The sequence below is a fragment of the Pseudomonas brassicae genome (genome assembly GCF_010671725.1).
GTDB classification, from domain to species: Bacteria; Pseudomonadota; Gammaproteobacteria; order Pseudomonadales; family Pseudomonadaceae; genus Aquipseudomonas; species Aquipseudomonas brassicae.
In genome coordinates, this window is record NZ_JAAHBU010000506.1 from 1 (window position 1) to 3,181 (window position 3,181).

Consider the following 3,181-nt stretch of genomic DNA (forward strand, 5'->3'; position numbering starts at 1 on the left):
GCCTGCACTATCAAGGCGACGTCGTAACGCCCGCCGCGAACAATACAGCGAGAAGGCCGCATACGGCGTCATCAAGCGCTGCCGAGTCATCCACAACCCGCACCCCCTCCTGCACCAGCAACTGCATGCACTGATTGCGCACCAGTCGACGCTCGATCTCATCGAGCCCCTCCCTGCCCCGCCCAACCAGACGCTCACGCAAGACCTGCGGTGCAACCGTGAGCAAAACGGGCACCAGCTCGGGATACCTGGACCGAGCCTGCTCCAGATGCGCTCGCGAGCCACTGACCAGCACATGCCAACCTTGCGACAACCATTCATCTATATAGGCAGGTATCCCGTAGGCCAACCCATTGGCGCGCCACGTCAGGGCAAACTCGCCGCGGGCATGCATCTGCTCGAACACACAAAGCGATACCCCATCAGCATCTTCCCACCTCCCACCGTCAGCACGGGTAATGACGCGACGGGCAATGCGTACGTGCCGCGCCATCAGTTGCTCACGTGCTGCACCCAGCACGCTATCCTTGCCCGCCCCAGACGGTCCCATCAAATAGATCAGCCTTGCAGAAGCAGGCACAGGCGCACCGCTTGCGTCATACTGCATAGCCACTATGCTCATAAGAAGGAAGCTCCCGTATTTTAGGCGCATTGCGCAGGCTTCTCTGCCAGCAGGTGCCTGCGGCAGTTTCTGTGAGCGGCGCCTGGGGCACCCCGGGAAATGAAAACTTTTCAAACCAGTACGCATTTCTGATAATTGGTACTGGCATAACGCCTTTATCCGGTTCAATATTTGTCACAGAATTGACGCCAAGGAACCGGCGATAATGAGGCATGATTAGGACCTCATTCACAATTCAGGTTGAACATTTTGCCCTAACGGTGGTCGTAACACTCATCGTGCGGCCGATTTCGAGAACCGCTTCCCCCTGAACTAAACCGGTCAATTATATGCGCCCATTGAAACAGGCTATCTACTCAAGCCGCACCGCTGACAAATTTGTCGTCCGCCTGCCAGACGGAATGCGTGAGCGCATTGCCGAGGTTGCGCGTAACCACCACCGCAGCATGAACTCCGAGATCATTGCCCGCCTGGAGCAGAGCCTTATTCAGGAAGGGGCACTGGGTGACGAACTGAGCATGCGCCTGGACAGCCCGGAACTGTCCCTGCACGAACGTGAACTGCTGCAACGCTTCCGTCAGCTGTCCCACCGCCAGCAAAACGCACTGGTCGCGCTGATCGCCCATGACGTAGAGATGGCCGCAGACGCCTCCTGACCCTGCCCGCGCCCACAAAAAAGCCAGCTTTCGCTGGCTTTTTTTGTCTGCCCGGCGCCCTTACAACAGGAACACCGTAGCCAACCCCAGAAAGATGAAGAAGCCACCACTGTCGGTCATGGCGGTAATCATCACGCTTGCCCCCATCGCAGGGTCGCGCCCCATGCGCGCCAATGTCATGGGGATAAGAACCCCCATCAACGCGGCGAGCAATAGATTCAAGGTCATCGCCGCGGTCATCACCACACCCAACGACCAACTGCCATACAACAGGTAAGCGACCACCCCGATCACGCCCCCCCACACCAGGCCATTGATCAAGCCTACCGCAAGCTCCTTACGCATGAGCCGCGCAGTGTTGCCAGGGCTTACCTGGTCAAGCGCCATGGCCCTCACGATCATGGTGATGGTCTGGTTCCCCGAGTTGCCACCAATACCCGCCACGATCGGCATCAACGCCGCCAGAGCCACCAGTTTCTCGATGGAACCTTCAAACAAACCGATCACACGTGACGCAACAAACGCCGTGATCAGGTTGATCGCGAGCCAAGCCCAGCGGTTGCGCAATGAGCGCCAGACCGAAGCAAAGATATCTTCCTCTTCACGCAAACCCGCCATGTTGAGGACTTCGTTCTCACTTTCCTCGCGAATCAGGTCAACCATCTCGTCAATGGTCAGACGACCGATCAGGCGATCGCTCTTGTCGACCACCGGTGCCGAGATCAAGTCATACCGTTCAAACGCCTGCGCAGCATCGTAGGCATCTTCATCCGGATGGAAACTCACCGGATCGCTGGCCATGACCTCCGCAACCTGTTTATCCGGATCGTTGACAAGCAACCGCTTGATCGGCAACACACCTTTGAGCTTGCCGTCATAGTCGACCACAAAGAGCTTGTCGGTGTGCCCAGGCAGCTCCTTGAGGCGACGCAAGTAACGCAGCACCACTTCCAGGCTGACATCCTCACGGATAGTCACCATCTCGAAGTCCATCAGTGCACCGACCTGATCCTCGTCGTAGCTCAACGCCGAACGCACACGCTCACGCTGCTGCGCATCGAGGGTTTCCATGAGCTCGTGCACAACATCGCGCGGTAGCTCTGGCGCAAGGTCAGCCAGTTCGTCCGCGTCCATTTCCTTGGCTGCGGCGAGCAACTCGTGATCGTCCATGTCTGCGATCAGGGTTTCCCGAACCGAGTCGGACACCTCAAGCAGGATATCCCCATCACGCTCGGCCTTGACCAACTGCCAGACGGTCAGACGGTCATCCAGCGGCAAGGCTTCGAGAATATAGGCAACGTCGGCGGAGTGCAGATCATCGAGCTTGCGCTGCAGCTCGACCAGGTTCTGGCGATGTACGAGGTTTTCAACCAGATCCTGATGATGGCCTTCCTGACGATGCGTCAGGTCTTCGACCACCCGTTGGCGCTGCAACAGCTCGACCACCTGGGCCAGGCGATCCTGCAGGCTCTCTTGCGACTTTTTTACTTCATTTTCAGTCATACGCGTACTCCACTCCCAGCAGCGGAGCACGCCAGGAGAATCAATCAGTCAAATCGTGATTGGCAAAACAAGCTATTGAGTAACTACTGGGTAAGTCCATGGTGGTATTCCACAAGCCCCGGCGGGGCTGACGGGCGCAATCATACACGGCTTGGGCGGTCCGGGCTGAAAATATTGGCCAGAACAACCGCTTGCGAGATAAAGCTGTGACAACGTCAAGCTCTAACAGTGCGACGGCAAGCAGGCTGAAAAGAACACATTCAAGACTGAAAAGTTAGCAAAGGCCAGCAAGCGCAGCGATGACAGTTTACGCATCGCGCCTTACGGAAAAGTGAAACGCAAGAAAGCAAAAAGCCCGCTTAAAAAGCGGGCTTTCTGTTGTATGGTGCACTCGACAGGA

The 3,181-nt window shown here is 57.1% G+C and carries 4 protein-coding genes; 1 reads left to right on the forward strand and 3 read right to left on the reverse strand.

Annotated features, from left to right (window positions below; genetic code table 11):
- Positions 1–10 precede the first annotated feature (10 nt).
- Both phnN and G3436_RS25365 read right to left on the reverse strand, forming a co-directional pair.
- Entirely contained in the window at positions 11–607 is a 597-nt protein-coding gene (gene phnN, locus G3436_RS25360; protein WP_163950910.1) for a phosphonate metabolism protein/1,5-bisphosphokinase (PRPP-forming) PhnN, read from the reverse strand.
- Positions 597–836 (reverse strand): hypothetical protein, encoded by a 240-nt coding sequence (locus G3436_RS25365; protein WP_163950908.1) that lies wholly within the window; start codon positions 834–836, stop codon positions 597–599. The genes phnN and G3436_RS25365 overlap by 11 nt, the downstream gene beginning before the upstream one ends.
- Positions 837–951: 115 nt before the next feature.
- Between G3436_RS25365 and G3436_RS25370 the strand changes: the two genes are divergently transcribed.
- The gene (locus G3436_RS25370; RefSeq protein WP_033699552.1) at positions 952–1,278 is read left to right on the forward strand and encodes an Arc family DNA-binding protein; all 327 of its coding nucleotides are present in this window, start codon (positions 952–954) and stop codon (positions 1,276–1,278) included.
- 60 nt (positions 1,279–1,338) lie between these two features.
- Here the strand turns inward: G3436_RS25370 and mgtE are convergent, their stop codons facing one another.
- On the reverse strand, positions 1,339–2,781 hold the full coding sequence (mgtE, locus tag G3436_RS25375) for a magnesium transporter (RefSeq protein WP_163950913.1): 1,443 nt from the start codon (positions 2,779–2,781) through the stop codon (positions 1,339–1,341).
- Between the last annotated feature and the right edge of the window lie 400 nt (positions 2,782–3,181).